Origin of the sequence: Micromonospora sp. NPDC047740 (assembly GCF_043204735.1) — a bacterium.
Classification (GTDB): domain Bacteria; phylum Actinomycetota; class Actinomycetes; order Mycobacteriales; family Micromonosporaceae; genus Micromonospora.
In genome coordinates, this window is record NZ_JBIDCT010000004.1 from 99,149 (window position 1) to 125,530 (window position 26,382).

Sequence of the window (26,382 nt, forward strand, 5' to 3'; positions counted from 1 at the left end):
ACGCCGGTCGGGTCAGTGGGCCGCACCGAGTGCTTCTACCCGGCGCTTGAGCTGCTTCAACGCCGCATCCATGATCATTTTCTCGGCCTTGCGGCGAAACATGCCGAGCATGGCCACGGAGAGCTCCACCTCGAGGGTGTAGGTGACCGTGGTGGTCCCGTCGGGACTGCCGGTGAGGTCGTACGACCCCCGCTGGGCCTTCTGCATCTTCGAGGGCGCCACCAGGTGCCACTCGATCCGGGCGAGGTCCTCGGCGTACTCGTAGGCCAGCACGTACTCGTCGGCCATGACGCCGGCGTCGATGGTGAACCGGACCTGGCTGGCGTAACCGTCCTCGTACTCCTCGATCACCTCCGCCCGCCGGATCGCCTCGGCCCACTCCGGGTAGCTGGGGAAGTCGCAGATGACCGTCGCCACCCGGTCCGGTGGCGCGCCGATGATGATCGACTGGGTGGAGGAGTCCGCCATGGGGGGAGGCTACCCGGCGGCGGGCCCGGGCGCGGCGCTCCACCCCCGAGCCGCGGTCGCGGTCGGGCCGGGCCGGGTGTGTCCCGTCAGCCGGGCGGGCAACCTCCCCACCTCACCTTCGCGAACGGGCGGGTAGGTTTCGACAGAGCCGACACGGCCGGCCCGGGCCGTGTGAGCACGAGGGAGTGCCTGTGCGCGAGTTCTCCGTACCGCCGATCGTCACCGTCGGCGACGCGGCCAACCTGACCGACCCGGTCTGGGAAAACGCCGAGGTCGCCCCCGAGACGGTGCAGTTCGTCCGGCGTGGCGGCGGCGACGGCCGTGCCTGGACGGACGTGACCTGCCGGCAGTTCCGCGACGAGGTCGTGGCGGTGGCCCGGGGCCTGCTCGCCGCCGGCATCTCCCCCGGCGACCGGGTCGCGCTGATGAGCCGCACCCGCTATGAGTGGACCCTGCTCGACTACGCCATCTGGGCTGCCGGCGCGGTCACCGTGCCGATCTACGAGACGTCCAGCGCCGAGCAGGCGGCCTGGATCCTCGCCGACTCCGGCGCGGTCGCCGCGCTGGTGGAGACCGCCGCGCACGCCGGGCTGGTCGCCGAGATCCGCGACCGGCTGCCCGAGCTGCGCCAGATCTGGCAGATCGAGAGCGGCGCGGTGGACGAGCTGGTCGCCGCCGGCGCCTCTGTCGACCCGGCCGACGTCGAGGTACGCCGCTCGACCGTCAAGGCCGACGACATCGCCACCATCATCTACACCAGCGGCACCACCGGCCGCCCCAAGGGTTGCGTGCTGACCCACCGCAACATGTACGCCGACATCACCAACGCGGTGCCGGTGCTGCCGAACCTCTTCCGTCAGGGCGCCTCCACCCTGCTCTTCCTGCCGCTCGCGCACGCCTTCGCCCGGCTCATCCAGATCGGCGTGGTGCAGGCCCGGGCCACCATGGCGCACTGTGCGGACACCAAGAACCTGGTCGCCGAGCTCCAGGAGGTCAAGCCGACCTTCGTGCTCTCCGTGCCCCGGGTGTTCGAGAAGGTCTACAACGGCGCCCGGCAGAAGGCCGAGGCCGACGGCAAGGGGAAGATCTTCGACCGGGCCGAGAAGGTCGCCATCGCGTACAGCGAGGCGCTGGACGCCCCGGACGGGCCGGGCCTGGCGCTGCGCGCCCAGCACGTGCTCTTCGACAAGCTGGTCTACGGCAAGCTGCGGGCGGCGCTGGGCGGCCGGTGCCGGGACGCGATCTCCGGCGGCGCTCCGCTCGGCACCCGGCTCGCGCACTTCTTCCGCGGCATCGGGGTGAACATCTCCGAGGGCTACGGCCTCACCGAGACCGCCCCCGCCGCCGCCGCGAATCTGCCCAGCGCCACCCGGATCGGCACGGTGGGCCGCCCGCTGCCCGGCGTGACGATCCGGATCGAGGACGACGGCGAGATCCTGATCTCCGGCGACCTGGTCTTCCAGGGGTACTGGCACAACGAGGCGGCCACCGCCGAGGCGCTCACTTCGGACGGCTGGTTCCGCACCGGCGACCTGGGCCGGCTCGACGAGGACGGCTACCTGAGCATCACCGGCCGCAAGAAGGAGATCATCGTGACCGCCGGCGGCAAGAACGTCGCCCCGGCGGCGCTGGAGGACCAGGTCCGGGCCCACCCGCTGGTGAGCCAGTGCGTGGTGGTCGGCGACCGGCAGCCGTTCATCGGGGCGCTGGTCACCATCGACGAGGAGGCGCTGCCGAAGTGGCTGGCCGCGCGCGGCCGGCCGGAGACGACCCGCGCCGCCGACCTGCGCGACGACGAGGCGCTGCGGGCCGAGGTGCAGGGCGCGATCGACCAGGCCAACCGGTCGGTCTCCAAGGCCGAGGCGATCAAGGTGTTCCGGATCCTGCCGCACGACTTCACCGAGGACACCGGCGAGCTGACCCCCTCGCTCAAGGTGAAGCGGCAGGTCGTGCACAAGACGTACGCGGCGGAGATCGCGGATATCTACCGACGCTGACTACGATCCGTCACGTGCCCGCCTCGACACCCAGCCAGCCACCGACGCAACCCCTCGCCGCGTTCGCGCGGGCGGTCCTCCTCGCGTTGGTCGCCGGCCTGACCCTGTTCGCCACCCGGGACGTCACGCAGCTCTGGTGGATCGCCCTGCTGGGCCTGGCCGGGCTGCCCGCCGTGCTGGCCCCGCAGCATCGGCTGCTCGGACCGCTCAGCCGGTTCGCCGAGGTGGTGGTCCTCGGCCTGGCCGCCAGCAAGATCGCCGCGGACACCCACCTGGCCGGGGTGACCGGCGGGCTGGGCGCCTCGGCGGTGCTGCCGTACCTCGCCGTGCCGGTTACCGTGACGGCGCTGCGCCGCCGGTTCCGCGAGGGCGCGGCGCTGCTCGCCGTGGCGGCCGCCACCCTGCTGGTCAGCGCGGCCTTCACCGTGGTCGGCGGCGGGCGGCAGCTCGGCCAGCTCGGCTATCTCGCGGTCTGCGCGCAGTGGCTGATCCTGGCCGCGCTCGGCCTCTACACGGCCGGCACGCTCCAGCGGGTGATGCGGGTGCGCGGCGAAGGCAAGCCCCAGCCGTACGCGGAGGCGACCCGGCTGCTGACCCAGCTGCGTACGGTCGCCCGCCAGCTGCCGGGCGCCACGCTCGACCCGGGCGGCATCTCCGAGCACCTGCTGGAGGAGCTGCGGGTGGTGGCGAAGACCGACCGGGGCGCGGTGCTGTCCGCCAGCGGCGGCGGCCGGCTCGTGGTGCTCGCCCAGGTCGGCGCGGACCGGGTGGACTGGGAGACCACGCTCGACGCGGACTCGGCGATCGCCGACGCCTGGGCGAGCCAGCAGCCGCAGACCGCGGCCCGCTCGCAGGCCCGCTCGCAGCAGACCGGCGAGGTGTCGGCCCTGATCGTGCCGCTGGTCGCCGGGGTACGCACGGTCGGCCTGGTGGTCATCGAGGCGGATACCGCGCACGCGTACCCGGCGCCGGTGGTGTCCCGGGTGACCGCGCTGACCGGTCCGGCGGCGCTGCGGCTGGAGGCCGCGCTGCTCTTCGACGAGGTGCGGTCGCTGGCCACCAACGAGGAGCGGCAGCGGCTGGCCCGGGAGATCCACGACGGGGTCGCCCAGGAGCTGGTGATGGTCGGGTACGGCATCGACAACGCCCTGGCCACCGTGCACGACGACGCCGAGGAGACCGCCGACTCGCTGCGCACTCTGCGGCAGGAGGTCACCCGGGTGATCACCGAGCTGCGGCTGAGCCTGTTCGAGCTGCGCAGCGAGGTGGACCGGCACGGCGGCCTGGCCGCCGCGATCGCCGAGTACGCCCGCACCGTGGGCGCCTCCGGAGGGCTGCGGGTGCACCTGTCCCTGGACGAGTCCACCGCCCGGCTGCCCGCCGCGACCGAGGCCGAGTTGCTACGCATCGCGCAGGAGGCGGTCACCAACGCGCGCAAGCACGCCGGGGCGTCGAACCTGTGGGTCACCTGCGCGGTGGACCCCCCGTACGCCCAGATCGAAGTGTCGGATGACGGTCACGGCATCGTTGACCAGCGCCCTGACGGGCACTACGGGCTTGCGATCATGGCCGAGAGGGCGGAACGTATCCGGGGCCGGCTGGAGATCAGACCGCGGCAACCAAGCGGCACGACCGTGGCGGTGGTGATCGGCTCCTCGCCCCGGCGCGATAAGGTGCGCGGCAGCGCAGCAGCAGAAGGGGAGTAACCCGAGGATGACCACTAGCCCGACACCGGCCACCCGTACCAAGGTTCTCCTTGTCGACGATCACGACCTGATCCGCAAGGGTCTGCGGCACGCCTTCGAGCGGGACCGGCAGTTCGAGGTCGTGGGCGAGGCCGCCACGGCAGCCGAAGGGGTTCGCCAGGCCGGCGCGCTCCAGCCGGACGTGGTGATCATGGACCTGCGACTCCCCGACGGCAGCGGCCTGGAGGCCACCCGCGCCCTCCGCAAGTCCAGCGCGTCGATGGGCATCGTCGTGCTGACCATGTACGCCGGCGACGACCAACTGTTCGGCGCCCTGGAGGCGGGGGCCAGCGCCTTCGTGCCGAAGACCGCCCCGGCCGACGAGGTGGTCGCCGCCGCCCGGCACGCCGCCTCCTCGCCCAGCGCCTTCACCGCCGCCGACCTGGCCGAGGCGATGAAGCGCCGACTGGCTCCCTCCGGCCCACAGCTCTCCCCGCGGGAGGGCCAGGTGCTGCGGCTGCTGGCCGACGGCATGAGCGTGGCCGGCATCGCCAAGCAGCTGTTCGTCAGCGAGTCGACCGCCAAGACGCACATCTCGAAGCTCTACGAGAAGCTGGGCGCGGCCAATCGGGCCCAGGCGCTGATGACCGCGCTGCGGCTCGGCCTGCTGGAGGCCCCGGACGCCCCCAAGTTCTGAGGCGTCCCGACCACCTGCCGAGAGGCCCGCGTCCGTGCTCCGGACGCGGGCCTCTCGGGCATTCCGGGCAGCCGACGAACGCGTACGGTGAGGGACCGACCGCGCAGCGACGATGGTCTTTGCACCGCGTCAGTGGAGGGGCAGAATACGCGAGTGGTCCGCGCGGGGACGAGCCGCGCGTTGTTGATGCAAAAGGGGCAGGGGCATGCAGCGGCCGGACTGGGCACCCGACACGATCGACATCGAGCGCCCCAGTGTGGCCCGCATGTACGACTACTACCTCGGCGGCTCGCACAACTTCGCGGCCGACCGGGCGGCCGCCCGGGCCATGGTGGACGCGGTGCCCGAGGCCCCGCTGATGGCCCAGGCCAACCGGGCCTTCCTCCGCCGGGCGGTGCAGTTCCTGGCCGATTCCGGGATACGCCAGTTCCTCGACCTCGGTTCCGGCATCCCGACCGTGGGCAACGTGCACGAGATCGCCCAGCGGGCCGACCCGGCGTGCCGGGTGGTCTACGTCGACGTCGACCCGGTCGCGGTGGCGCACAGCCGGGAGATCCTGGCCGGCAACGACCGGGCCACGGTGATCCAGGAGGACCTGCGCCGGCCGGCCGCGATCCTCGGCCACCCCGAGGTCAACCGGCTGCTGGACTTCTCCCAGCCGGTCGCTGTGCTGGTCGTGGCGGTGCTGCACTTCATCCCGCCGGCGGACCGACCGGAGGAGATCCTGCGGACGCTGCGCACGGCGCTCGCGCCCGGCAGCCACCTGGTGCTGTCGCAGGCCAGCGACGACGGCCGTAGCGAGACGGGCGAGCGGGCCGAGGCCGAGCAGGTCTACCGCCGCACCGACAACCAGCTCTGGATCCGTAGCCGGGCCGAGCTGGTCACGCTCTTCGACGGATTCGAGCTGGTCGACCCGGGCGTGGTCTGGGTACCGCAGTGGCGTCCGGAGTCGCCGGAGCATGCGGAGGACGCCGAGCGATCAGTCTTCATCGGCGGCGTCGGGCGGCTCGGTGGGTGACGGAGCCACCGCCACGACCCGCTCCCGCCCCGGCACCTTCGCCCGGGCGTGGGCCAAGGCGGTCTCCGGCACCAGCTACCTGCCGATGACCCAGGCGCAGTTGGAGGCGCTGCTGCAACGGCTCGCCGAGCGGCTGGCCGTGGCGATCCGGTCCGAGCCGTTCGACCTGCGCATCGGTCAGCAGGTCGGCGCGGAGCTGGTGCAGGCGCACATTGCCTCCGCCGAAGGGCTGGGCCGTACCGTCGAGGTGATCCAGCTCCGCCTGGTACGCGACCTGGGTCTGGTCATCGACGACGTCGAGGACCGAATGGCGCGGCTGCTGGCCATGGTCGCCACCGGGTACGCCCGCGCCCTGCGCGACCGCACCCTGGACGAGCAGGAGTCGATCCGGCGGGCCGCGATGATGGCCCGCGCGGAGGCCGAGCGGGCGCTGCGGGAGAGCGAGGCGCGGTTCCGCTACCAGGCCACCCACGACCCGCTGACCGACCTGCCCAACCGGATCCTGTTCACCGAGCGGCTCACCGCCGCGATCGAGGCGCCCGGGCGGGGCGCCGACCGGATCGGGGTCTGCTTCCTCGACCTGGACCGCTTCAAGGTGGTCAACGACTCGCTCGGCCATCAGGTCGGCGACGCGCTGCTGTTGTCGGTGGCACAGCGGCTGCGCCGGGCGCTCGGCGAGCATCTGGTGGCCCGGCTCGGCGGCGACGAGTTCGTCATCCTGGTCGAGCGCACCGCCTGCATCGAGGACGTGGTCAAGGTGGCCGAGGCGGCCCTCGCGGCGGTGAGCGAGCCGGCCCTCGTGGAGGGGCACGAGCTGACCGTGTCGGCCAGCATCGGAATCGTGGAGCGACAGGTGGCTGGCACCACGCCGATGGAGCTGATGCGGGAAGCGGACAGCACCCTGCACTGGGCCAAGGCGGCCGGCGGCGCCCGCTGGTCGGTCTTCGACGCCGACCGCAACCGTCGGGAGCTGGCCCGGTACGCCCTCTCGGCGGCGATCCCCACCGCCCTGGACCGGGGCGAGTTCTACCTCGACTACCAGCCGCTGACCTCGCTGTGCGACGGCCGGGTGCTCGGCATGGAGGCGCTGGTCCGCTGGCGGCACCCCGAGCTGGGCGTGCTCCAGCCGGACAGCTTCATCGGGCTGGCCGAGGAGACCGGGCTGATCGTCCGGCTCGGCAGCTGGGTGCTCGCCGAGGCCTGCCGGGAGGCGGGGAGCTGGTCGGCGGGGCGGCCCGACGCGCCGTTCGTCAGCGTCAACCTGGCCGTCCGTCAGCTGCACCGACCCGGCCTGGTGCAGGAGGTGGAGGGGGTGCTCCAGCGGACCGGGCTGCCCCCGGAACGGCTTCAGCTGGAGGTCACCGAGAGCACCATGATGAGCACGGTGGCCGAGCCGGTCCGCGCCCTGCGGGTGCTCAAGGAGCTCGGGGTCCGGATCGCCATCGACGACTTCGGCACCGGCTACTGCAACCTGGCGTACCTGCGGGACCTGCCGGTCACCGAGCTGAAGGTGGCGGGCGAGTTCGTGGCCGGGCTGCGCGCGCCGGCCGACGACCCAAGCAGCCGCACGGATGAGCGGATCCTCGCTTCGCTGGTGTCGCTCGCGCACGCCCTCGGGCTGACCGTCACCGCCGAGGGCGTGGAGACCGCCGGACAGGCGGACCGGCTCCGGGCAATCGGCTGCGACGCCGGGCAGGGCTGGCACTTCGGCCGCCCCGCCCCGGCCAGCCAGGCCCTCACCCACCCGGCCTGAGCCCGCGCCCCGCGCCCCGCGCCCCGCGCCCCGCGCCCCGCGCCCCGCGCCCCGACGGACGGTAACCGCGGTCCGCCTTTGGACCTGACATCACCAACGACTCACGACGGCGGCGTTCACGACACCAACCGTGGCAGCCACCTGAGTCGTTCGTGCTATCAACTCCAAAGCGTCCGCAGGAACTGCCACCGCCAGCGACGGCGAGTACACCTAGCCCCACCTACGAACTTGATGACGCAGACGATTCAGCGCCGGACGCCGGACCGAACGACCCCCCACCCAGGCCTGAGTCGTTCACGTCATCAAGTTCGTAGCGTCCGAATGAGACATTCGGCCGCCGGGCCGCGAAGTCCGACGGGAAGGAAGGCCCAGCCGGTGGGCAGGCCCGGCCAGTGGGAAGCGCACCCGATTGAGGCACCTCCGCCGTCGGCGTACGGCCGGGCGTCGGCCTGCGCCGGTCAGCCGGCGAGGAGGGCGGTCATCCGTTCCGCCTGGGTCTCCCAGCGCCACTCCTTCTCCACCCACGCGCGGCCGGCCCCGCCGAGCTGACGGGCCAGATCCCGGTCCGCGAGCAGCGTCGCCACCCGGTCGGCAAGCTGGGCCACGTCCCGGCCGCGGACCACGTACCCGGTCTCGCCCTCCCGGACGGCGTCCGGCGCGCCGCCGGAGTCGCCGGCCACCACCGGCAGCCCGGTCGCGCTGGCCTCCAGGTAGACGATCCCCAGCCCCTCGACGTCCAGGCCGCGGTTGCGGGTCCGGCAGGGCATGGCGTACACGTCGCCGGCGGCGTAGTGGGCGGGCAACTCCGCCGACGGCACCGAGCCGGTGAAGACCACGTCGCGTTCCACCCCGGTCTGCCGGGCCAGCTTCTCCAGCGTGGCCCGGTAGGGCCCGCCACCCACGATCAGCAGCGCCGCGTCCGGCACCCGCCGACGGATCTCCGGCATCGCCCGGATGAGCATGTCCTGCCCCTTGCGCGGCACCAGCCGCGAGACACACACCACCACCGGACGGTCGGCCAGGCCCAACCGCAGCCGCACCCGTTCCCCGTCGACGGACGGGTGGTACGTCTCCACGTCGACGCCCGGCGCAAGCCGGCGCAGCTCGGTCACCCCGTCAAGCACCCGGGCCAGCCGAACCCGGGTGTATTCCCCCAGGTAGGTGGTGACGTCCACGCCCCGCCCGATCCGGCGCAGCGCGGACCGGGCGCCGGGCAGCGCGGCCCAGCCGGCCTCGTGGCCATGGGTCAGCGCCACCGCCCGCCGGATCCCGGCCCGCCGGCGCAGCCCCGCCGCGAGCAGCCCCAGCGGGGCCGCCGCGCCGAACCACACCGTGTCGCAGTCGTACGCCCGGGCCAGCCGCGCGGCGCGGCGGGCGATCAGCGGGGTGGGCAGCAGCACCTTGGTGCGTTCCCGGATCACCTCGAACGGCTGGTCGGCGTCGAACTTGGCGGCGCCCCGCCAGCTCGACGCGTAGACCACCACGGAGCCCGGGGGCTGGCGGATGGCGAGGTTGTGCACGAAGGACTGGATGCCGCCGGGCCGCGGCGGGAAGTCGTTGGTGATCAGCAAGGTCCGGCTCATCTGCCGATCTCCCTGGCGTAGGCGCGGGCGGCGGCCATCCGCTCGACCGTGGACGGGTGGGACGCCGACCAGAGGTACTCCCAGCGGGGCGGGTCGGGGTCGGCCAGGTTCACCCCGGCCAGCCGGCGCTGCATCGCCTCGAAGGTGACCGGGTCGCCGGTCAGCGCGAGCGCGTGCGCGTCGGCCCGGGCCTCCACCCGCCGCGACACCAGCGCCTGCCCCGGGGTGGCCGCCAGCCCGGCCAGCGTGATCAGCGCGATCAGCAGCGGGAACGCCCGGGGTTGGGCGACCGAGTCGACCCCGGCCAGCCGCAGCAGCGGTGGCCAGGAGCCGATCAGGTAGAGGGCCACCACCGCGGCGGCGGCGCCGAGCGCCCCGATCAGGGTGCCGACCCACACGTCCCGGTCCCGGACGTGCCCCAGCTCGTGCGCGACCACGCTGGTCACCTCCGCCGGGGTCGCCTCGCGCAGCAGGGTGTCGTAGACCACCACCCGCCGGGTCGGCCCGAGCCCCGAGACGTACGCGTTGACCGCTCGGGTCCGCCGGGAGGCGTCGGCGACCAGCACGTCGCGGACCGGCACCCCGTCCCGGGCGGCCAGGCTCATCAGCTCGGTGCGCAGCGGCCCCGGCTCCATCGGGGTGAACCGGTTGAACACCGGCTCCACCAGCACCGGCAGCACGAACGACAGCAGCACCACCAGCGCGGCGGCGCCGGCCGCGCCGAACGCCCACCACCAGCGCGGGGCGAGCCGGACGACCGTGTAGAAGCCGAGCAGGGCGAGCGCGCCGATGACCGCGCTGACCGCGTACGACTTGAGCAGGTCCACCGCCCAGCCGCCCCAGCCCTGGGTGCTCAGCCCGTAGCGGGTGAGCACGGTGTGTCGCCAGGCGGCGAAGGGCAGCGTGAGCAGGTCGGCGAGGAGCATCACGGCGAGCCCGCCGAGCACCGCCTGGGCGATCCAGTGCCCGCCAAACGGCCGGCCGGCGAGCTCCACCAGGCGACCGCCGATCGGGGTGAGCCCGAGCACCAGGGCCACCACCAGGCCGACCACGAGCGCCGACCACCCGGCGGGGCGCAGCGCGCCGTGGAACGCCCGGCCCCGGGCCACCTGCTCGACCGGCAGCGACCGCAACGCGGCCAACTGGTCGGCGCGGGGCGCCGGGGGCCGGTGCCAGGGGATCAGCAGCGCCGCGGTGACGGCCAGCACGACGGCCAGCCCGGCGAGGGTGAGAAGCGCCCAGGCGCGCGGCGTCACCGCCACACCCCGCCGTCGCGCCGTACCCGGATCATGCCGCTCCTCCCGCCGTGAGCGCTCATCCTATTGCCCGGTACGGCCGCGCCGGACCCGGCTCGATGATCCACACGAGTTCGCGGGATACGGCAGCGGGACGCACCGGGCCGGGCCGCACCGGGCGCCCGGCCATCGGGGCGGTACGCCCTGGGGATCAGGCGATCCGGCGGCGGCCCGGCCGCCGGGCGGAGCCGGCGATCTCGGCCGACAGCACCTCGATGTCGAAGCCGGCCCGGGCGAACACCTCGATCGCCCGGTGCTCGGCCGGGCCGAGGTCGGCCGCCGGCGAGCCGGTGTCGAGCAGCGCGGTCACCAGGCAGCCGGAACAGCTGGCGCCGCGGATCCCGCAGGTGTCGCAGTCGATGAGCATCAACGCCTCCAGACGCCTCGCCGGTGACGGGCGGGAGACGGGACCGTCGCCGCCCGACCACCGTCGGTCACCACGACGCTAGGCCAGGGGTATGACAGAACCGGACAACGAGGCAGCAGCCACCCCGAATCCGATCATCAGGCACCGGGGGGCGAGCCGTACCTCAGGAGCGGGCGAGCCGCCGCAGCAGCGAGTCGGCACCCAGCGGGTACGCCCCGTGTCGGCGTACCCCGTCGGCGACCTCGCGGTCGGAGGAGACCACCACCACCGGCCGGCCCGGCGGCTCGGCGCGGACCAGCCGGCGGATCAGCTCGTCCGCTGTCTCCCCCTTGCGGGAGAAGAGCACCCGCACCCCGCGCGGCGCCGGCGGCAGCCCGTGGATCCGCTCCGCGCCGTCGAAGACCACGGTGACCTCGTCGCCGGTCTGCGCGGCGATCCCGCCCAGCCCGCTGATCAACCGTTTGCGCTGCTGCTCCAGCGACATCTCGCCGAAGCCTCGCTTGGTGACGTTGTAGCCGTCCACCACGAGGTGCGCCTTGGGCAGGGCGAGCAGCTGGTCCAGCCGGGCCGGGTCGTCGGTGTCCCGGGCGCGGGCGGCCGCGCCGGCCGGGGTGACCGCCGCCTGGTCGGCGAAGGCGTCCGCGACGAAGTCGGCGGGCAGCCTGTCCACCGGGTCGAGGGCCAGCTCGCGACGCAGCCCGACGGCCGCCTGGCCGATCGTCTCCAGCAGCAGCCACAGCTTCGCGTCGTCGACCGAGCGGGCCTCCTTGGCGGTGGCCCGGGCCACCCCGGCCGCGGCCTCCGCCTCGGCCAGCCGGGCACGGGCGCGGCGCAGCTCGGCGTCGGCGTCGGCCGCCGCCCGGGCCGCCCGGCCCCGCTCGGTGGCGAGCATCTCGGTGGCCTTGCGTTCCCGGGCCTGGGTCTCCCGCAGCGCGCGGGCCAGCTGGCGGGCCTCCTCGCGGAGCTGCCCCAGCTCCTCCCGGACCCGGGCGAGCTCGTCGCGGAGCTTCTCCGCCTCCACCCGGGCCACGGCCCGGTCGTGCTCGGCGCGGGTGGCCCGCTGCTCGGCCTCCCGGACCAGCTCGGCCACCACCGCGGTGTCCGCCTCGGCGCGCACGGCGGCGCCGCTCGCCTCGATCAGCTCCCGCCATCCCCGGGGCCGGGCCAGGTAGGCCAGGGCGGCCACCTCGACCGGGTCGGCGGCGGCCGGGGCGGTCCCCTCCACCACGGCCGTGCCGAGGTCGCCGGCATCGGCCAGCACCCGTGCGGCGACCCGCTGCCGGAACAACGGGTCGGCGGTGAGCTGGGCGGCGATGGCCGGGGCACCCAGCCGGGCGCGCCGGTTGGGGGCGAACTTGGCGATCCGCCGCAGCGGGACGGGCACCTCGTCGGCGGGCAGCCCGGGCAGCACGGCGGCGGTGAGCGCCACGATCCGCTGCCGGACCGGCTCGGGCAGGCTGGGCTCCGGCTCGGGCGGGACCGCCGCACCGGCGTCGGTTCCGGCGGCGTCCGCGAGGTCCGCGGGGTCCGGGCCCGGCGCGTCCGGGTCCTCACCGGCGTCGTGCACGGCGGCCATCAGCTCCTCCTCGGAGGAGTGGTCGTCGTACGGCTCGGTGAGGGGCATGTGGCAAGTCTCCCACCGCGGACGGGCCCACCGCCCGGTGAGTGAGCCGATCTCTCATCCTAGCCCCGTGGTAACGCCTGGGACGGGAGGGACGGGAGTGTCGGACCCCGCCGCTAGCGTCCCCGGGGTGACGCGAGCGGAGTACGTCCAGGAGGCGCTCGCCGGCCTGGACCGGGCGGCGGGCTCGGGGGTCGACCCCGCGCTGCCGCTCTACGCGACCACCTTCGTGGTCGTCGACCTGGAGACCACCGGCGGCGCGCCGGACGGCGGAGGGATCACCGAGATCGGCGCGGTGAAGGTCCGTGGCGGCGAGGAGCTGGGGGTGCTCGCCACCCTGGTCAACCCGGGCGTGCCGATCCCGCCGTTCATCACCGTGCTGACCGGCATCACCCAGGCCATGCTGATCCCCGCCCCGCCGATCGAGCAGGTGCTGCCGAGCTTCCTGGAGTTCATCACCGACGCCGTGCTGGTCGCCCACAACGCTCCGTACGACGTCGGCTTCCTCAAGGCCGCCTGCGCGAAGCACGGCTACCGCTGGCCCAACCCGCGGGTGCTGGACACCGCGGCGCTGGCCCGCCGGGTGCTCAGCCGCGACGAGGTGCCCAACCGCAAGCTGGGCACGCTCGCCGCGTACTTCCGCACGGCCACCCAGCCGACGCACCGGGCGCTGGACGACGCCAAGGCCACCGTCGACGTGCTGCACGGGCTGATCGGGCGGCTCGGCGGGCACCGGGTCGACACCGTCGGCGAGGCGATCGAGTTCGCCCGGGCGGTCACCCCCACCCAGCGCCGCAAGCGGCACCTCGCCGACGGGCTGCCGAAGGTGCCCGGGGTCTACATCTTCCGGGCCGCCGACGACCGGCCGCTCTACGTCGGCACCTCCGGCGACATCGCCACCCGGGTCCGCAGCTACTTCACCGCCGCGGAGAAGCGGGCCCGGATCTCCGAGATGCTGGCCGCCGCCGAGCGGGTCCAGGCCGTCGAGTGCGCCCACTCGCTCGAGGCCGAGGTCCGCGAGCTGCGGCTGATCGCCGCCCACGCGCCGCCGTACAACCGGCGCTCCAAGTACCCCGAACGCCAGGTCTGGCTGAAGCTCACCGACGAGGCGTACCCGCGGCTGTCCATCGTGCGCGAGCTCGCCCCCACCGACACCGCCTACCTGGGCCCGTTCCGCTCGAAGCAGGCCGCCGAGCTGGCCGCCGCCGGCTTCCACGACGCCGTGCCGCTGCGCCAGTGCACGCACCGGCTCTCTCGGCGCACCACCATGCCGGCCTGCGCGCTGGCCGAGCTGGGCCGGTGTCCGGCGCCCTGCGAGCACCGGATCACCCCGGAGGAATACGACGACCGCGCCGCCGTCCCGTTCCGTACCGCCACCACCAGCGACCCGCAGGTGGTGGTGGACGCCCTGCTCGCCCGGATCGAGGTGCTCTCCCGCGCCCAGCGCTACGAGGAGGCCGCGGTGGTGCGCGGCCGGCTGGCCGCGGTGCTGCGCGCGGCGGTGCGGATGCAGCGCCTGGCCGGGCTGACCGGCATCGCCGAGCTGGCCGCCGCCCGCCCGGCCGCCCGGGGCGGTTGGGAGCTGGCCCTGGTCCGGTACGGCCGGCTGGCCGGCGCCGGCGTCTCCCCGCCCGGTGTCCATCCGCGACCGACCATCAACGCGATCCGAGCCACCGCCGAGACCGTGCTGCCCGGCCACGGCCCGGTCCCCCGGGCCTCCGCCGAGGAGAGCGAGCGCATCCTGTCCTGGTTGGAGCGACCGGAGACTCGGCTGGTGGAAATCTCGTCCGGCTGGGCGTCCCCGATCGCAGGCGCGGGCCGGTTCCGGGACCTGCTGACCAAGGCGGAGAACGGAGCGTCCCACCAACTCTCAACCGAACGCTCATGACCAACTGTCCGATCGGACTACGTCGACTCCCTTAGGCTGTTAGAGAAGTGCAGTCCTGCCCGTTTCGCGGGCCTGCTCCCGGTCGCCGCTCCCGACGGCCGGGGGCCGGGGTGAGGAGGTGTCCCAGGTGGACGTCGACGCCGGACACGGCGCCGCCCTGGGCGGCGCGCTTCCGACCCAGCCCGGGGAGCTGCCGCTGACCCGCCGGCTGCGCTCCCTGCTCACCTGGCCCACCACCGACCACGACCCGGTCAACGCGCTGGTCCGCGCCCACCGTGGCAGCCACGCCAACGCCGATGCCTCGGTGCTCCGGCGGGCCTACACCATCGCCGAGAACATGCACCGCGGCCAGTTCCGCAAGAGCGGCGAGCCCTACATCACCCATCCGCTGGCGGTCGCCCAGATCTGCGCGAACCTCGGCATGGACACCATCACCCTGGTCGCCGCGCTGCTGCACGACACCGTGGAGGACACCCGCTACACCCTCCAGGCGCTGCAGGAGGACTTCGGCCGCGAGGTGGCCCACCTGGTCGACGGGGTGACCAAGTTCGACAAGGCGTTCTACGGCAAGGCCGCCGAGGCGGAGACGGTCCGCAAGATGATCGTCGCGGCCGGCAAGGACGTCCGGGTGCTGATCATCAAGCTGGCCGACCGGCTGCACAACATGCGCACCCTCGGCGTACGCTCCGCCGCCTCCCGGGAACGTATCGCCCGCAAGACCCAGGAGGTGCTCGTCCCGCTTTGCGACCGGCTGGGCATCCAGACCCTCAAACGCGAGCTGGACGACGTGGTGCTGCTGCATCTCCAGCCGGAGGAGCACGCCCGGATCGCCCGGCACGTGCACGACCGGCCGGGCTGGGACGCGTACCTCGACGACGTGGTGGCGAAGACCCGGGCCGCGTTGCGCCGCAGCCGGGTCGACGCGGAGGTCTCCCCCCGCCCCCGGCACCTCTACTCGATCTGGAAGGACACCGTGGCGGGCGGCCACACCGCCCCCTACGACCTGCCCCGCATCGCCATCGTGGTGGACGGCCCGGCCACCGACTGCTACGCGGCGCTCGGTGCGGTGCACGGGCTCTGGCGGCCGGTGCCGGGCCGTTTCAAGGACTTCATCGCCTCCCCCAAGAACAACCTCTACCGCTCGCTGCACACCAGCGTCTGCGGCCCGCAGGACCGGACGGTGGAGGTGCTGATCCGCACCGAGGAGATGCACCGTTCCGCCGAGTACGGCGTGGCCGCCCACTACCGCTTCCCCCGCGCCGCCGGGCGTGCCGCCGACCGGGCGGCCGAGTTGGCCTGGCTGCGCCGGGTGCTCGACTGGGAGCAGGAGACGGTGGACCCGACGCAGTTCATGGAGTCGCTGCGCTGCGACCTGGCGGAGGCGCAGGTCCAGGTGGTCGCCGACGGGCGGCAGATCGTCCTGCCGGCCGGCGCCACCCCGGTCGACCTCGCCTACGAGCTAGGCCGGGAGCGGGGCGACCACTGCCTGGCCGCGCGGATCAACGGGCGGCTGGCCCCGCTCTCCTCCGAACTGGAGGAGGGCGACGTCGTGGAGATCTTCACCGAGAGCGACGCGGAGAGCGGCTTCGAGGCCGACGCGGCGCCGCGCGGACCGCGCCGGGAGTGGCTGCGTTTCGTGAAGTCGCCGCACGCGCAGATGCAGATCAACCGCTGGTTCGCCGAGCACACCGAGCCGGGCATCTCGATCGCCGACAAGGTACGCCTCGGCCGGGCCAGCATCGGCCTGGCGCTGCGCAAGCACAACCGGGGCCTGGCCAGCGACCTGCCGCTGCTGCGGCTCTCCGAGGAGCTGGGCTACCCCGACCTGGAGACCCTGCTGGTGGCGGTCTTCGACCGGGCCGTCGAGCCGGACACGGTGGTCCAGCAGCTGATCGATCTCGTCGACCATCGGCAGTAGGTGAACGCCGCTCATCCGGCGGGGCCGTCCGGCCACTAGCCTGAAGGCATGATCCCCCGCGCGCGTGCCACCGGACGGGCCATCGGCTACCAGATCTTCTACCGGCTCCCCGTCCCGCTGCGGCGTCGCCTGGTGCGGCTCGCCGTGCCGAAGTACGTCGTCGGCGCGGTCACCCTGGTCCGGGACGCCGAGGCCGAGGGCCCGGGGCGGATCCTGCTGCTGCGCCAACCGCCCGGCTACAGCTGGACCCTCCCGGCCGGCCTGCTGCAACGTGGCGAGGCGCCGGTGGTCGGCGCGGCCCGTGAGCTGTACGAGGAGTCGGGCGTCCGGCTCTCCCCCGACCGGCTCCGCCCGGCCGTGCCCAACGCCGTGGTGCACGCCAAGGGCTGGGTGGACGTGGTCTTCGAGGCCGAGGTGCCGGCCTCGACCACGGCACTGACGGTGGACGGGGCCGAGGTCTTCGAGGCGGCCTGGCACCCGCTGGACGACCTGCCGCGGCTGAGCCGCGCGACCGCCAACCTGCTCGCCCACTACGGCATCGGCCCGCGCGCCGGCGAGGTCCCGCCGGCGGCGCCACCGGCCCCGTGACCGACCTCGGCCCGCGTCCCGGCCCGGCCGGCACCGGGCGTCCCACCGGTCCGACCGGCGCCGGCTGGCGGGCGGCGGTGGACGTCTGCGCCGTGGTGCTCGCCGCGGGCGAGGGCACCCGGCTGCGCCCGCTCACCGGGCGGCTGCCCAAGGCGCTCTGCCCGGTCGGCAACGTACCGCTGCTGGACCGGGCCCTCGATCGGCTGGCCGGACTCGGCCTGGCCGGTCCGCAGCGCGTCGCGGTGAACGCCTGCTACCTGGGCGACCAGGTGGTCGCGCACGCGGGCGGACGGGCCCACCTGTCGGTCGAGCCGGGCGACCCGCTCGGCACCGCGGGCGGGCTGGGCAACCTGCGGGACTGGATCGCCGGCCGGGGCGTGCTGGTCGGCAACGCCGACGCGTACCTGGCTGATCCGGATGCCCCACCGGGGCCAGACGTGGCGGCGCTGCTGGACGGCTGGGACGGGCGGAGCGTACGCCTGCTCGGCCAGCCCGCCGCCGACCCGGCGGCCCCCGGCACCTTCAGCGGCCACGTGTTCGTCGGGTTCTCGCTACTGCCCTGGCGGCTGGTCCGCGACCTGCCGGCGGCCTTCGGGGACCTGGTCCGGTCGGTGTGGCGGCCGGCGGAGGCGGCCGGCGCGCTGACCGTGGTGCCTTACCGGGGCACCTTCTACGACACCGGCACCCCCGCCGACTACCTGGCGGCGAACCTGCATGCGGCCGGCGCCGGCAGCCTGGTCGATCCGACCGCCACGGTCACCGGGCGGTTGGCGCGGTCGGTGGTCGGGGCGGGTGCGGTGGTCCGGGGTGCGGCCACCCGGGTGGTGGTCTGGCCCGGGGCGACGGTCGGCCCGGAGGAGCGCCTCACCGACGCGATCCGGGCCGGCACCGACCTGACCGTCCCGGCCGGATCCCCGAGCCGGGGGAGGCCTGACCGGGCTAACCTCTAGCATGGGCCACGACGCCGACGAACGGAGAAATGTCCCGTGATCACCGCGATCGTGCTGATCGACTGCGCCACCGACTCCATCCCCGAGGTGGCCGAGACCCTGGCCAACCTCCCCGGCGTCAGCGAGGTCTACTCGGTGGCCGGCCACGTCGACCTGATCGCCATGGTCCGGGTCCGCGAGTTCGAGCAGATCGCCCAGGTCATCGCGGGCAGCATCTCCAAGGTCCCCGGCGTGATCAACACTGAGTCGCACATCGCGTTCCGGGCCTACTCGCAGCACGACCTGGAGGAGGCGTTCGCGATCGGGCTGGCCGGCGCGGACTAGCCCGACACGCCGGATGGCCGGCCCACCCCGGAGGGGCGGACCGGCCACCGTCGGCCGTACGGCGTCAGCTGGTGCTCGGCGCCGGGGTCTCCGTGGTACCCGGGGCCGGGGTCTCGGTGCTGGTGCCGCCCGGAGCCGGGGACTCGGTACCGCCCGGAGCCGGCGACTCGGTGCCGCCCGGACCCGTGGTGGCGCTGCCGCCCGGGCTGGGCGTGCCGCTGCTGGCGCTGGTCTGCGGCACCGGGACGCCCAGGGTCTGGGCCAGGGCCGTCAGCGCGTCGAGGTGCGCCTGGAGCACCGGCAGCGCGTCCTGGGCCACGGTGATCACCGACTGCTCGGAGCCCTGCGAGATCTCGGTCTGGGTCGCCTGGATGGCCTGGACGTGGCCGGCCAGCTCGGCGGTCACCCACGCCTTGTCGAACGCGGCGCCGCTGAGGGTGTTCAGGTGGTCGAGGACCTTCTGCTGGTCGGCGGTCGGGTTGTTCGGCAGCTGGACGTTCAGCTGCTGCGCGGTGGACTTCACCGTCTGGTCCAGCTGGGTGTGGTCCGTCACGAACTGCTTGCCCAGGTCCTTCACCTGCGCGTTCTGGCCCTTCTGCTGGGCCAGGTTGCCCGAGGTGATCTCGAACAGGTTGACCTGGTGCAGCGCCTGCAGGTACTGGGTGTCCTGCGTCGACGGCTGTGCCGCGGCCTGCGCCGCCGCGGCGGGCGCCACCCCGACCACCACCATGGCGGCGAGCAGTCCGAGGCGTTTGATACCCAACATGTTTCCCCCCCTTTTTCGTTGGACCGCACGGATACCCGGCTGACCGGGGTTATTCCTGCGATTCCACCCGTCCGTGTCGGGGGGTGGCGGGCCGCCGGAGCGGGAGCGTCCGGCCCGCGGCGGGCGGGACGGGACACCCGGCCCGGAAACGGCCGTGGCGCCCGCCGGGGATTCCGGGGGCGCCACGGTCAGTCGTGCGCGAGCGGGTCAGCGGCGGCTCTCGCCGCTGGTGATCTCCTCCCGCTCCGGTCGGGTCTCGACCGGCGGGTGCCCGGGCGACACCGGCGCCTCGGCCGGCTTCTCGATCGGGTAGAAGAAGCCCCGGATCGCCGGGCCCAGGGCACCGAGCCGGTTCATCTTCTTCGGGACCACCCAGCCGACGTAGTCCAGCGCGCCGTGCCCGTCGTGGTCGGCCTCGCTGAGCGGCTGGTGGACCTCGACGAACCGGCCGTCGGGCAGCCGCTTGATGATGCCGGTCTCCACACCGTGGGCCAGCACCTCCCGGTCGTGCTGCTGGAGACCCAGGCAGATCCGGTAGGTGAAGTAGTACGCCAGCGGCGGGAGGATCAGCAGGCCGATCCGGCCCGCCCAGGTCATCGCGTTCAAGCTGATGTGGAACTTGTCGGCGATGACGTCGTTGCCGCCGGAGAGGGTCAGCACGATGAAGAAGGCCACGGCCATCGCGCCCGCCGCGGTCCGGGCCGGCACGTCCCGGGGCCGCTGGAGCAGGTTGTGGTGGCGGTAGTCCTTGAGGCGGCGGGCCTCCAGGAACGGGTACAACAGCGACAGGCCGACCAGGATGCCGGGCAGGACGACCGTCGGCCAGAACAGCGGCGGGATGACGTAGCCGTCGCCGATCGGGATGTTGATCTCCCAGGCCGGCATCAGTCGAGTCGAGCCGTCGAGGAACATGACGTACCAGTCGGGCTGGCTGGCCGCCGACACCACCCACGCCTCGTACGGGCCGAAGTACCAGATCGGGTTGATCTGGAACAGGCCACCCATCAGCGCGATCACGCCGAAGACGACCATGAAGAAGCCGCCCTGCTTGAGCGCGTAGCGGGGGAACATCCGCTCGCCGACCACGTTCTCGTTGGTCCGGCCGGGACCGGGCCACTGGGTGTGCTTCTGCTTGAAGACCAGGCCCAGGTGGACGCTGATCAGGGCGACCAGCAGACCCGGGATGAGCAGCACGTGGGCGATGAAGAACCGGCTGATGATGATGGTGCCGGGGAACTCCCCGCCGAAGATGGACGAGGTGACCCAGGAGCCGATCACCGGAATCGACAGCATGATGCCGGAGGCGATTCGCAGACCGGTGCCGGAGAGGCCGTCGTCCGGCAGCGAGTAGCCGGTGAAGCCGGCCAGGAAGCCGACCCAGAACAGCAACGAGCCGATGATCCAGTTCGTCTCACGCGGCTTGCGGAACGCGCCGGTGAAGAAGACCCGGAGCATGTGCACCACGATCGAGGCCATGAACAGCAGGGCCGCCCAGTGGTGCATCTGCCGCATGATCAGACCGCCCCTGACGTCGAACGACAGGTTCAGGCTGGAGGCGTAGGCGGCCGACATCGGGGTGCCCCGCAGCGGGGCGTAGCTGCCGTTGTAGATGACCTCGGTCATCGCCGGCTCGAAGAAGAAGGTCAGGAAGACGCCGGTCAGGATCAGGACGATGAACGAGAAGAGCGCGATCTCGCCCAGCAGGAACGACCAGTGGTCCGGGAAGACCTTGTTCAGCAGCTTCCGCAGCGGGGTGGCCGCCTGGAAGCGGTCGTCCAGTGCGCCCGCGCTCCTGGCCGGCACCGCGGCTACGTCAAACTTTCGGCGCTTCATGGCCGCTCCCAGAAGTCGGGACCGATGGTCTCGGTGTAGTCGGACCTCGCCACGAAGAAGCCCTCCTCATCCACCTCGATCGGCAGCTGCGGCAGCCGCCGGCTCGCCGGGCCGAAGACCGGCTTGGCGTTGTCGGTGATGAGGAACTGCGACTGGTGGCACGGGCAGAGCAGCCGGTTGGTCTGCTGCTCGTAGAGGCTGGCCGGGCAACCGGCGTGCGTGCAGATCTTGGAGTATGCCGCGAAGTTGCCCCACATGTAGTCGCCGTGGCCGATCCGGGCGTTGGCTTCGCGCGACTTCTGCGCGTCCTCCTCACGCAGGTGGATCAGCAGGGTCGGCGAGTCGGCGTGCTTGTTGCTCACGCCGCCGTTGATGCCCGGGAAGACGGTGAGCTGGCCGCCGACGCTGACGTCCGCCGGGCGGAGCGGCCGGCCGTCCTCGCGGACCAGCCGGATCTTCTTCCCGTTCTCCGGCTTGAAGCCGGTGGTGAACATCTGGTTGTTCTTGTGCGGGTCGGAGATCAGGCCGCCGACCAGCGGCGCCGCGACGACCGCGCCGACCGGCACCAGGCCGGCGAGCAGCGAGACGCCGAGCAGCGGCCGACGCCGGACGCCCATCTCGTCGGCCAGGAAGAGCATGGTCTCGCCGGTGATCTTACGATCGTCCGGGGAACTCGGCTGGTCGTGCCGGTCCTGGATCGAGACCTCCTTGGGCAGCAGCTTCTTGCCCCAGGTGAGGATGCCGAAGCCGATGCCGAGGAGCGCGATGCCGAGGCTCAGGCCGAGCAGCGGGGTGAAGTACTTGTCGCCGCCGCGGCCCGGCGCCCACTCCCACGGCCACCAGATGTAGATGATCAGGAACGCGGTCGCGGCCGCACCGGTCAGCAGGAACATCAGGGCGACCGTGCGGGTCAGCCGGCGCTCCGCCTTGCTGCCCGGAACCACCTGCGGCTCGTAGTGGACGATCTCGATGTCGTCCCGCCGCGCGCCCTCCTGCACCACCTCGAACCGGGAGAGCCGGGGGTCGTGCACGTCGAGCGGCTCCCGGCCCGCCGGGGCCTGGTGCTCGGTGTGGGTGCTCATGCCGTCACCTCGCTACGGGTGGCGCCGGGGGTCGACGCCACAGCACTGAAACGAATGATCCGCTCGGTCACGACTTGCCCGCAATCCACAGGCTCGTGAAGACCAGCGCGACGATGCCGACCAGGAAGGCCGCCAGACCCTCGGTCGACGGGCCGTACCGGCCCAGGTTGAAACCGCCCTGGTCCTGGGTGTCCTTCAGGTTCTCCTGGATGTAGGCGATGATGTCCGCCTTCTCCTGCGGAGAGATCTGGTTGTCGCCGAACACCGGCATGTTCTGCGGGCCGCTCAGCATGGCGGCGTAGATCTGCCGGTCGGTGGCCGGGTACAGGCTCGGCGCGTACTTGCCCGAGGAGAGGGCACCGCCGCCGGCGCTGAACGCGTGGCACTGCGAGCAGTTGATCCGGAACAGCTCACCACCGGTGGCGAGGTCGGCACCCTCGCGCAGGTTGCCGTGGGGGACCTGCGGGCCGCCGCCCAGCTCCTGGATGTACTGGCCGAGCTGGCGCACCTGCTCGTCAGTGAACTGAGGCTTCTTGCGGGGGGCCTGGGCCTCCTGCCGAGCCATCGGCATCCGACCGCTGCTGACCTGGAACTCCACCGAGGCCGACCCGACGCCGATCAGGCTCGGACCGCGTCCCGCGACGCCCTGGGCGTTGCGACCGTGACAGGTCACACAGCTCACGTCGAACAGCGCCTTGCCCTCGTTGGCGGCGGCGCTCAGGGGCGGGTTTTCCTGCGCCTGCACGCCCGGGGCGAAGAGGGTGTAGGCACCGCCGGCCAGCATCAGCGCGGCGGCCAGCCGGACCGCGGCACCCAGCCGGCGGCGGCCCCTGCTGCGCGCTACGGGCCGCCCGCGCAGCCGCGCGAGCAGACCGCGTCGGCGGTCGTTGTCAGAAGTCATGACCTGTGTCCTTAACCGGTTGGACCTTGTCTCAGGGGACGAAGCAGCGGCGCGATACGTGACGCGCCAAGATCACTGGAGCCAGTAGATCATGGCGTAGAGCCCGATCCACACGACGTCGACGAAGTGCCAGTAGTACGACACGACGATGGCCGACGTGGCCTGGGCCGGGGTGAACCGGCCCATGGTGGTGCGGATCATGAAGATGATGAAGGCGATCAGACCGCCGGTCACGTGCAGACCGTGGAAGCCGGTGGTCAGGTAGAACATCGACCCGTAACCGTCTCCGTTGATCTTCACGCCCTCGTGCACCAGGGTCCGGTACTCGTTCGCCTGGCCGAGCACGAAGATCAGGCCCATCACGAAGGTGATCGTGAACCACCGCCGCAGGGCGTGGACGTCACCCTTCTCGGCGGCGAAGACACCGAGCTGGCAGGTCACCGAGGACAGCACCAGGATCACCGTGAAGGTGGTCGCGTAGGGGATGTTCAGAACCTCGGTGTGCTTCTCCCACTGCTCCGGCGCCGCCGCGCGGATCGAGAAGTACATCGCGAACAACGCCGCGAAGAACATGAGTTCACTGGAGAGCCACACGATCGTCCCGACGCTGACCATGTTGGGGCGCGTCAGGGAGTGGATCCGGCTCTTGTCAATGGCTGGGGCCGCAGTCACGCGGTCATTATTGCCCTTGACCGGGACCGACGATCAGCGGGGTGGCAATCCCGTGCCATCAGTGGCCCGATCGGGGACGTCCGCTTCGCCTGACCTACCCTGAAAAGCGTGCTGCACGTCGATCCGATCTTCGCCGCCACCTCGGCCGCTCCGTCGACCCTGGCCGCCGGGGGCGAGGGCGTCCCGCCGCCCTTCACCATCGCCCGGGTGTTCACCGAGACCCGGCTGGACAACTGGCTCGCCGTCGGGCTGGTGCTGGCCGCCGGCCTCTACCTCTACGGCGTGTACCGGCTGCGGCTGCGCGGCGACCACTGGCCGGTCCTGCGCACGGTCTGCTTCCTCGGCCCGGGCCTGGGCGGCATCGCGGCGGTGACGGTCAGCGGGCTGGGAGCGTACGACACCACCCTGCTGTCGGTGCACATGGTGCAGCACATGGTGCTGTCCATGGTCGCGCCGATCTTCCTGGCGCTGGGCGCCCCGGTGACGCTCGCCCTGCGTACCCTGCCGCTGCGCCCGCGGAAGCGGCTGCTGGCGGTCGTGCACAGCCGGATCGCGCGGATCTACACCTTCCCGCTGGTGGCGTTCGCCATCTTCGTGGTGAACCCGTTCGTGCTCTACTTCACCAACCTGTACGAGTACACCCTGCAGCACGGGTGGGCGCACGAGCTGGTCCACGCGCACTTCATCGCCACCGGGTGCGTGTTCTTCTGGCCGTTGCTCGGCCTCGACCCGCTGCCCGGCCGCTGGCCGCACCCGGCCCGCGCGCTGCTGATGGTGCTCTCCGTGCCGTTCCACACCGTGCTCGGGCTCACCATCATGCAGAGCACCACGCTGCTCGGCGGCGACTGGTACCCGTCGCTGCACCTGACCTGGTCGGACCCGGCGAACGACCAGGTGGTCGCCGGCGGGGTGCTGTGGGCCGGCGGCGAGTTCGTCAGCGTCACCATGCTGGCCGTGCTGGTCGTCCAGTGGATCAAGCACTCCGAGCGCGAGGCCCGCCGGCTGGACCGCGAGCTGGACCGCCAGGAGGCCCGCGAGCGCGCCGCCGAGGCCACCGCCTGAGCTGCCCCGGCGGCAAATCCAGCTCGGCGCGTCTGACGCCGTGCCGCCACCTGGAGCCGTCGGGCGGCACGCCAGGGCGGGCCGACCGGCCGAATGTGATGCCCGCTACGATCAGCGGGCAGCTACAGAGGTGGGAGCTAGTCAGCCAATGAGTGAGCGCAGCGAGCGAATCAACAGGCTCAGTGCGACGGTGCCTCATGACGGCACGAAGCGAAGCGGAGTGCCGGCATGAGCGATCGTCTTTACACCGTCCTGCTCTACAGCGACGACCCGAAGGTCCGCGACCGGATGCGACTCGCCGTCGGCACCCGGCCCGCGCCCGGCCTCGAGATCGAGTTCGTGGAGGCCGCCGACTACGCCGGGTGCGTCCGGCTGGTCGACGACTACGAGATCGACCTGCTCCTGCTGGACGGTGAGGCCAGCCCGGGCGGCGGCCTCGGCATCGCCCGCCAGATCAAGGACGACCGGGACGACGCCCCGCCGACCTGCGTGGTGCTGGCCCGCGCCGCCGACCGCTGGCTGGCCGCGTACGCCGAGGTCGACGCCACGCTGACCCACCCGCTCGACCCGGTGACCACCGGCACCACCGTCGCCGAGCTGCTGCGGCGTACGCACGCCGCGGCCTGAGCGACCCCTTCGGCGCCACGGCAACGAGGCCGTGGCGCCGTTCCACCCCCGCTCTCACCCGACACGGGAGGGCCGCCATGGGCGACCGGACCTGGCCGCTGCTGCTCAACGCGCTGCTGCGCGGCGAGGAGCTCTCCACCGCCGACACCGCCTGGGCGATGGACGAGATCATGACCGGCTCGGCCAGTTCGGCGCAGGTGGCCGGCTTCGTGGTGGCGCTGCGCGCCAAGGGTGAGACCCCCGCCGAGCTGGCCGGCCTGGTGCAGGCGATGCTCGGCCGATCGGTGCAGGTCGAGCTCCCCGAGGAGATCCGGGCCACCGCGCTGGACGTGGTCGGCACCGGCGGCGACCTCGCCCACACGGTGAACATCTCCACGATGACCGCGCTGGTGGTGGCCGGGGCCGGCGTCCGCGTGGTGAAGCACGGCAACCGCGCCGCCTCCTCCTCGTGCGGCACCGCCGACCTGCTGGAATACCTGGGTGTCCCGCTGGACCTGGCCCCCGAGCAGGTGGCCCGGTGCGTCACCGAGGCCGGCATCGGCTTCTGCTTCGCGGGCCGCTTCCACCCGGGGATGCGCCACGCCGGCCCGGTACGCCGGGAGATCGGCGTGCCGACCGCGTTCAACTTCCTCGGCCCGCTGACCAACCCGGCCCGTCCCCGGGCCGGCGCGGTCGGCTGCTTCGACCTGCGGATGGCGCCGGTGATGGCGGCCGTCTTCGCGGCCCGGGGCGACTCGGTGGTGGTGATGCGCGGCGAGGACGGGCTGGACGAGTTCACCACCGCCGCGCCGACCCGGGTCTGGGCGGCCCAGCAGGGCACCGTCAGGGAGGCGCTGCTGGACGCGGCGGAGCTGGGGGTACCCCGGTCCACCCTGGCCGACCTGCGGGGCGGGGACGCCGCGTACAACGCCGGGGTGGCCCGGCGGCTGCTGGCCGGCGAGACCGGCCCGGTCCGGGACGCGGTGCTGGTGAACGCCGCGGTCGCGCTGGCCACCCAGGGCCCGCTCGACGGTGACCTGCACGAGGCGCTGCGGGCCGGCCTGGCCCGGGCAGCGGAGTCCATCGACTCGGGTGCCGCCGCCGGCGTACTGGACCGCTGGCTCGAGGTGGCCCGCTCGCTCTGACGCCCGGCCCCGGGCGCTGTCACACCCCGCTGGTACGCCTGAAGGCGTCCCGGGACGGCAGGCCCGGGCCCACGCCCGGAAGTGTCAGACCGGCGTGCCAAACTACACGGGAGTAATTTTCCGTTTTCCGCCAATGCGGGCACCGCCCCACAGCGGGCAGCGC

General features: G+C 73.0%; 23 protein-coding genes. 13 read left to right on the forward strand and 10 right to left on the reverse strand.

From position 1 onward, the window contains the following. Window positions 1–12 precede the first annotated feature (12 nt). Window positions 13–468, reverse strand: coding sequence for an SRPBCC family protein (locus ACGF4F_RS09645; protein WP_393076294.1), 456 nt, complete (start codon window positions 466–468; stop codon window positions 13–15). A 191-nt stretch (window positions 469–659) separates the two neighbouring features. Here ACGF4F_RS09645 and ACGF4F_RS09650 point away from each other — a divergent pair, with 191 nt between their 5' ends. The 5 genes from ACGF4F_RS09650 (at window position 660) to ACGF4F_RS09670 (ending at window position 7,618) form a co-directional block, all read left to right on the forward strand. Continuing rightward, window positions 660–2,465, forward strand: coding sequence for an AMP-dependent synthetase/ligase (locus ACGF4F_RS09650; protein WP_393076297.1), 1,806 nt, complete (start codon window positions 660–662; stop codon window positions 2,463–2,465). A gap of 14 nt (window positions 2,466–2,479) precedes the next feature. Continuing rightward, a complete protein-coding gene (locus ACGF4F_RS09655; RefSeq protein ID WP_393076300.1) occupies window positions 2,480–4,171 on the forward strand; it encodes a GAF domain-containing sensor histidine kinase in 1,692 nt (563 codons plus the stop codon). Window positions 4,172–4,178: 7 nt separating this feature from the next. Continuing rightward, window positions 4,179–4,847: a response regulator transcription factor gene (locus tag ACGF4F_RS09660; protein WP_007072219.1), complete on the forward strand. Its 669-nt coding sequence runs from the start codon at window positions 4,179–4,181 to the stop codon at window positions 4,845–4,847. Window positions 4,848–5,052: 205 nt separating this feature from the next. Then, window positions 5,053–5,865 (forward strand): SAM-dependent methyltransferase, encoded by an 813-nt coding sequence (locus tag ACGF4F_RS09665; RefSeq protein ID WP_357435092.1) that lies wholly within the window; start codon window positions 5,053–5,055, stop codon window positions 5,863–5,865. Beyond that, window positions 5,807–7,618: a putative bifunctional diguanylate cyclase/phosphodiesterase gene (locus ACGF4F_RS09670; protein ID WP_393076303.1), complete on the forward strand. Its 1,812-nt coding sequence runs from the start codon at window positions 5,807–5,809 to the stop codon at window positions 7,616–7,618. Before ACGF4F_RS09665 ends, ACGF4F_RS09670 begins: the two co-directional genes overlap by 59 nt. 458 nt (window positions 7,619–8,076) lie before the next feature. Here ACGF4F_RS09670 and ACGF4F_RS09675 read toward each other — a convergent pair whose 3' ends face one another. The 4 genes from ACGF4F_RS09675 to ACGF4F_RS09690 form a co-directional block, all read right to left on the reverse strand. Beyond that, window positions 8,077–9,201, reverse strand: a complete 1,125-nt coding sequence (locus tag ACGF4F_RS09675; protein ID WP_357435091.1) for a glycosyltransferase family 4 protein — start codon at window positions 9,199–9,201, stop codon at window positions 8,077–8,079. Beyond that, window positions 9,198–10,457, reverse strand: coding sequence for a M48 family metallopeptidase (locus tag ACGF4F_RS09680; protein ID WP_393076306.1), 1,260 nt, complete (start codon window positions 10,455–10,457; stop codon window positions 9,198–9,200). The genes ACGF4F_RS09675 and ACGF4F_RS09680 overlap by 4 nt, the downstream gene beginning before the upstream one ends. A gap of 190 nt (window positions 10,458–10,647) precedes the next feature. Continuing rightward, window positions 10,648–10,863, reverse strand: coding sequence for a hypothetical protein (locus ACGF4F_RS09685; protein WP_393076309.1), 216 nt, complete (start codon window positions 10,861–10,863; stop codon window positions 10,648–10,650). 163 nt (window positions 10,864–11,026) lie between these two features. Next, window positions 11,027–12,487, reverse strand: coding sequence for an NYN domain-containing protein (locus ACGF4F_RS09690; RefSeq protein ID WP_357435088.1), 1,461 nt, complete (start codon window positions 12,485–12,487; stop codon window positions 11,027–11,029). 127 nt (window positions 12,488–12,614) lie between these two features. On the opposite strand from ACGF4F_RS09690, the gene ACGF4F_RS09695 reads away from it, so the two are divergent. The 5 genes from ACGF4F_RS09695 (at window position 12,615) to ACGF4F_RS09715 (ending at window position 18,152) form a co-directional block, all read left to right on the forward strand. Further along, complete coding sequence (locus ACGF4F_RS09695; RefSeq protein ID WP_393076312.1) at window positions 12,615–14,372, forward strand: DEDD exonuclease domain-containing protein; 1,758 nt, start codon at window positions 12,615–12,617, stop codon at window positions 14,370–14,372. A 127-nt stretch (window positions 14,373–14,499) separates the two neighbouring features. Beyond that, window positions 14,500–16,290, forward strand: coding sequence for a RelA/SpoT family protein (locus tag ACGF4F_RS09700; protein ID WP_357435085.1), 1,791 nt, complete (start codon window positions 14,500–14,502; stop codon window positions 16,288–16,290). Window positions 16,291–16,338: 48 nt separating this feature from the next. Next, entirely contained in the window at window positions 16,339–16,878 is a 540-nt protein-coding gene (locus ACGF4F_RS09705; RefSeq protein ID WP_357435084.1) for an NUDIX domain-containing protein, read from the forward strand. Between the two features lie 92 nt (window positions 16,879–16,970). Continuing rightward, window positions 16,971–17,828, forward strand: coding sequence for an NTP transferase domain-containing protein (locus ACGF4F_RS09710; protein WP_393076825.1), 858 nt, complete (start codon window positions 16,971–16,973; stop codon window positions 17,826–17,828). A 36-nt stretch (window positions 17,829–17,864) separates the two neighbouring features. Next, a complete protein-coding gene (locus ACGF4F_RS09715; RefSeq protein ID WP_357435082.1) occupies window positions 17,865–18,152 on the forward strand; it encodes an Lrp/AsnC ligand binding domain-containing protein in 288 nt (95 codons plus the stop codon). A gap of 64 nt (window positions 18,153–18,216) precedes the next feature. Here ACGF4F_RS09715 and ACGF4F_RS09720 read toward each other — a convergent pair whose 3' ends face one another. The 5 genes from ACGF4F_RS09720 to ACGF4F_RS09740 all read right to left on the reverse strand — a co-directional run bounded on the left by ACGF4F_RS09720 (window position 18,217) and on the right by ACGF4F_RS09740 (window position 23,406). Further along, window positions 18,217–18,918 carry a DUF4142 domain-containing protein gene (locus ACGF4F_RS09720; RefSeq protein ID WP_387272201.1) on the reverse strand — a complete coding sequence of 234 codons (702 nt, stop codon included), beginning with the start codon at window positions 18,916–18,918 and terminating at the stop codon, window positions 18,217–18,219. 207 nt (window positions 18,919–19,125) lie between these two features. Continuing rightward, a complete protein-coding gene (locus tag ACGF4F_RS09725) occupies window positions 19,126–20,751 on the reverse strand; it encodes a cytochrome b N-terminal domain-containing protein (protein ID WP_073833634.1) in 1,626 nt (541 codons plus the stop codon). Further along, window positions 20,748–21,833: a Rieske 2Fe-2S domain-containing protein gene (locus tag ACGF4F_RS09730; protein WP_357435078.1), complete on the reverse strand. Its 1,086-nt coding sequence runs from the start codon at window positions 21,831–21,833 to the stop codon at window positions 20,748–20,750. Before ACGF4F_RS09730 ends, ACGF4F_RS09725 begins: the two co-directional genes overlap by 4 nt. A gap of 67 nt (window positions 21,834–21,900) precedes the next feature. After that, window positions 21,901–22,734, reverse strand: coding sequence for a cytochrome c (locus ACGF4F_RS09735; RefSeq protein ID WP_357435076.1), 834 nt, complete (start codon window positions 22,732–22,734; stop codon window positions 21,901–21,903). 72 nt (window positions 22,735–22,806) lie between these two features. Beyond that, the gene (locus tag ACGF4F_RS09740) at window positions 22,807–23,406 is read right to left on the reverse strand and encodes a heme-copper oxidase subunit III (protein WP_073833637.1); all 600 of its coding nucleotides are present in this window, start codon (window positions 23,404–23,406) and stop codon (window positions 22,807–22,809) included. Window positions 23,407–23,514: 108 nt separating this feature from the next. Between ACGF4F_RS09740 and ACGF4F_RS09745 the strand changes: the two genes are divergently transcribed. The 3 genes from ACGF4F_RS09745 to trpD all read left to right on the forward strand — a co-directional run bounded on the left by ACGF4F_RS09745 (window position 23,515) and on the right by trpD (window position 26,219). Then, a complete protein-coding gene (locus ACGF4F_RS09745; protein ID WP_387422411.1) occupies window positions 23,515–24,468 on the forward strand; it encodes a cytochrome c oxidase assembly protein in 954 nt (317 codons plus the stop codon). A gap of 228 nt (window positions 24,469–24,696) precedes the next feature. Next, window positions 24,697–25,095, forward strand: a complete 399-nt coding sequence (locus ACGF4F_RS09750) for a hypothetical protein (RefSeq protein ID WP_357435074.1) — start codon at window positions 24,697–24,699, stop codon at window positions 25,093–25,095. Between the two features lie 77 nt (window positions 25,096–25,172). Next, entirely contained in the window at window positions 25,173–26,219 is a 1,047-nt protein-coding gene (gene trpD / locus ACGF4F_RS09755; RefSeq protein ID WP_357435072.1) for an anthranilate phosphoribosyltransferase, read from the forward strand. Window positions 26,220–26,382 lie beyond the last annotated feature (163 nt).